Annotated in this window: 4 protein-coding genes; 3 read left to right on the forward strand and 1 reads right to left on the reverse strand. The window is 71.9% G+C overall.

The genetic code is table 11. From position 1 onward, the window contains the following. The 3 genes from ACRDP3_RS07035 to ACRDP3_RS07045 form a co-directional block, all read left to right on the forward strand. On the forward strand, nucleotides 1–606 hold a 606-nt coding region (locus tag ACRDP3_RS07035; RefSeq protein WP_431515963.1), incomplete at its 5' end, for an SPFH domain-containing protein. Further along, on the forward strand, nucleotides 603–866 hold the full coding sequence (locus ACRDP3_RS07040; protein WP_431515964.1) for a hypothetical protein: 264 nt from the start codon (nucleotides 603–605) through the stop codon (nucleotides 864–866). The genes ACRDP3_RS07035 and ACRDP3_RS07040, both read left to right, overlap by 4 nt. A gap of 84 nt (nucleotides 867–950) precedes the next feature. Then, entirely contained in the window at nucleotides 951–2,240 is a 1,290-nt protein-coding gene (locus ACRDP3_RS07045; protein ID WP_431515965.1) for a PP2C family protein-serine/threonine phosphatase, read from the forward strand. Between the two features lie 50 nt (nucleotides 2,241–2,290). Here the strand turns inward: ACRDP3_RS07045 and ACRDP3_RS07050 are convergent. Further along, a partial coding sequence (locus ACRDP3_RS07050) for a SpoIIE family protein phosphatase (RefSeq protein ID WP_431515966.1) occupies nucleotides 2,291–3,694 on the reverse strand: 1,404 nt, incomplete at its 5' end.

Raw genomic sequence — 3,694 nt, forward strand, 5'->3', positions numbered from 1 at the left:
AACCCGCTCACCAGCCGCGCGAAGATCTCCACCCGGGTACGGAACCACGAGACCGCCGTACTCAAGGTCAACGACGCCTACGGCAACCCGATCGAGCTCGCCGCCGTCGTGGTCTGGCAGGTCGCGGACACCGCGCAGGCGAAGTTCTCGGTGGACGACTTCGTCGAGTTCGTCGCGACGCAGACCGAGGCGGCCGTACGGCACATCGCCATCGAGTACCCCTACGACGCGCACGACGAGGACGGCCTGTCGCTGCGGGGCAACGCCGAGGAGATCACCGAGAAGCTGGCCGCCGAGCTGACCGTGCGGGTGACCGCGGCGGGCGTGAAGATCGTCGAGTCCCGCTTCACCCACCTCGCCTACGCGCCGGAGATCGCCTCCGCCATGCTCAAGCGGCAGCAGGCGGGTGCGGTGGTCGCCGCCCGGCGGACGATCGTCGACGGTGCGTGCGGCATGGTCGAGGACGCCGTCACGCGCATCGCCGCGCAGAACTTCGTCGAACTCGACGAGGAGCGCAAGGCGTCGATGGTCAGCAACCTGCTCGTCGTGCTCTGCGGCGACCATTCGCCGCAGCCGGTACTGAACACGGGGACGCTCTACCAGTGACCGACCCTCCGGAATCGGCGGGCGAGGGCGCGAGGCGCCGGGCGCCGCAACGGCAGCGCAAGCAGGTGCTGTTGCGGCTCGACCCGGCGGTGCACGACGCGCTCGCCCGCTGGGCGGCGGATGAACTGCGCTCCACCAACGCGCAGATCGACTACCTGCTCCGCAAGGCCCTCGCCGAGGCGCAGCGGCTTCCCAAGGACACCCGCCCACACCCGCGCAGAGGCCGCCCTCCCCGCGAGGACCCTCCCCGCGAGGACTGACCCCGCCTGCCGCTGGGCCGCCGCCATCATCCGAACGGCCCGTGTGCGTGGCTGTGGCCAGACACCGGTACCGATACTGGGAACGTGGCTGACAGCCGAGGTTGGATGGGCGACCTGCTGGCATCCGTGCAGGCGGCGCCACCGGTGAAATCGGTCGCGGTGCTGGCGCGGATCCTCCGGGAGCGGTTCTCGGCTGTCGAGGTGTCCTTCCTGATCACGGACCTCGGCGGCAGCGCCGTGGTGCGGCTGACGGGGGCCGACGAGGCGTTCGGCACGAGCGAGCCGGAACCGCTCCCGCTGGCGGGCACCGTCTACGAGCGGGTGATCCGCTCCCAGCAGCTGTGGCTCGACACCGGTGATCACGGAGGCGCGTTCGCGGGGACGGGCCAGGCCCAGGTCATCGCGCCGGTCTCCGACCGCGGAGACGCGATCGGCGTGCTGGAGCTGACCCTGTCCGCTCCGCCCGATCACGAGACGCTGAAGCGCATCAGCGAAGCCGCTCACGCGCTGGCTTACGTGGTGATCGTCAACAGGCGTTTCACCGATCTGTACGAATGGGGCCGGCGGACCAAACGGCTGTCGCTGGCGTCCGAGATCCAGCACCAGCTGCTGCCCGAATCCTTCACCTGCGACGCCGGTCCCTTCATCGTCGCCGGGTCACTCGAACCGGCCGCCGACATCGGCGGCGACACCTTCGACTACGCCCTCAACCCCCGCGGCCTGTACCTGTCCCTGACCGATGCCATGGGCCACGACGTACGGGCCGCACAGCTGGCCACCGTCGTCGTCGGTGCCCTGCGTAACGCACGCCGCGCGGGACTCGGCATCGCGGCGCAGGCCGACGCCGCCAACCGCGCCGTCGCCGAACACGCGGTCCGCGAGCATCACGCGGTCCTCGAGGAGTCCGCCCAGGTGCACCAGGCGCTTGCCGAGCACGGCGCCCAGGCCATGGTCACCGGCCAGCTGCTGTGGGTCTCCTTCGACACCGGAGAGGCGATCTTCATCAACGCCGGACACGTCTGGCCCCTGCGGCTGCGCAAGGGGAAGGTCGAGGAGATCACCCCGATCGTCGATCTGCCCTTCGGCATCTCCCTCCAGCAGAGGTACCACGTCCAGACCCTGGACCTGCGCCCCGGCGACCGCCTCGTCCTGATCACCGACGGCATGCTGGAGCCGCACGGCGACAACCGCAAACTGTGCGAGCTGATCGAGCGGACCGCCGGCCGGCACCCACGGGACGCCGTGCGCATGTTCACCAGAGCCGTCCTGACGGCCACCGACCACGACCCCCGTGACGACGCCACGGTGCTCTGCCTGGAATGGTCCGGTACGGCCTGGTCCGGCCGCGACGCCTGGTCATCCGACCGCGGGTGACCGCCGGGCCGCCGCCTCCGGCCTGTCCCGGCCCTCACCAGGACACGGCATCAGGACACCGACAGCTCGAACCACACCACCTTGCCCGTCGACAGCCGCGTGGCACCCCAGCGCCGTGCCAGCCGGTTGACCAGATAGAGCCCGCGGCCGCCCTCGTCGGTGGCCCGCGCCTGCCGCAGCCGCGGCAGTTGCGGCACGTCGTCGCCGACCTCGCAGCGCAGCGTTTCCGTGCGCAACAGCCGCAGCGTGATCGGGCGTTCGGCGTACCGCACCGCGTTCGTCACCAACTCGCTCACCAGCAGCTCGACGGAGTCGGTCAGCTCCTCCAGGTCCCAGCGGGCCAGCGCGCGCCGCGCCAGTCTGCGCGCCTGTCCGGCCGTCTGTGCGCGCGGGTCCAGAAACCAGTACGCGACGTCGCTCGGAGCGATCCCGTCGAACCGGGCGGCGAGCAGCGCGATGTCGTCGTCGCGGTCGCCCGGGCCCAGTATGTCCAGCACCTCGTCGCACAGCGGCTCCAGCGGAGCCGAGGTGCCCGGCCTGGTCAGCCGGGCCGTCGCCGTCAGCTTCTCGCGCAGGTGCTCGATGCCCGTCCACACGTCACGCTGGCGGGACTCGACCAGCCCGTCGGTGTAGAGGAGCAGCGTGGCGCCCGCGGGCGCGTCCAGCTCCACGGCCTCGAAGTCGACGCCGCCGACGCCGATCGGCGCGCCCGCCGGGATCCGCAGCACCTCGGCGTGGCCGTCCCGGTGCAGCAGTACGGGCGGCGGGTGCCCCGCGTTGGCGATGACGATGCGGTGCGCGACCGGGTCGTAGACCGCGTACAGGCAGGTCGCCATCCGGTCGCTGCCGAGCCGCTGCGCCTGCTCGTCGAGGTGGTGCAGCACCTCCTGCGGCGGCAGGTCGAGTCCGGCCAGGGTCTGCACCGTCGTGCGGAGCTGGCCCATGATGGCGGCCGACGTCATGGAGTGGCCCATCACATCGCCCACGACCAGGGCGACCCGGCTGCCGGGCAGCGGGATGGCGTCGTACCAGTCGCCGCCGACCCGGGCGGTCTCGGCCGCGGGGAGATAGCGGCTGGCGAGCTGGCAGCCGGTCGGCTGGGGCAGTTCGTCGGGAAGCATGGTGCGCTGCAACTCGTCGGCGATGTACGCCTCACGGCCGTAGAGCACCGCCTTGTCCACGCCCAGCGCGGTGTGCGTGGCGAGCTGGGCGGCGATCAGCAGATCGTCGGGTTCGAAGGCGGGCCGCTCGGGCCTGCGCAGGAAGACCGCGGCGCCGATCACTCTCCGGCGTCCGCGCAGCGGGGCGAGTATCGCGCGCTGCCCGGACGGTACGTCGGGGCCGGTGCCCACCAGTTCGGGGAGCGCGTCGCGGGCGGCCGGGGCGTCGGCGAAGACGGGGCGCACGCCACGCAGCACCTCGGCCAGCGGCCCGCCGGAGAGCACCTCGACGTA

Origin of the sequence: Streptomyces sp., from assembly GCF_050698815.1 — a bacterium.
GTDB lineage: Bacteria > Actinomycetota > Actinomycetes > Streptomycetales > Streptomycetaceae > Streptomyces.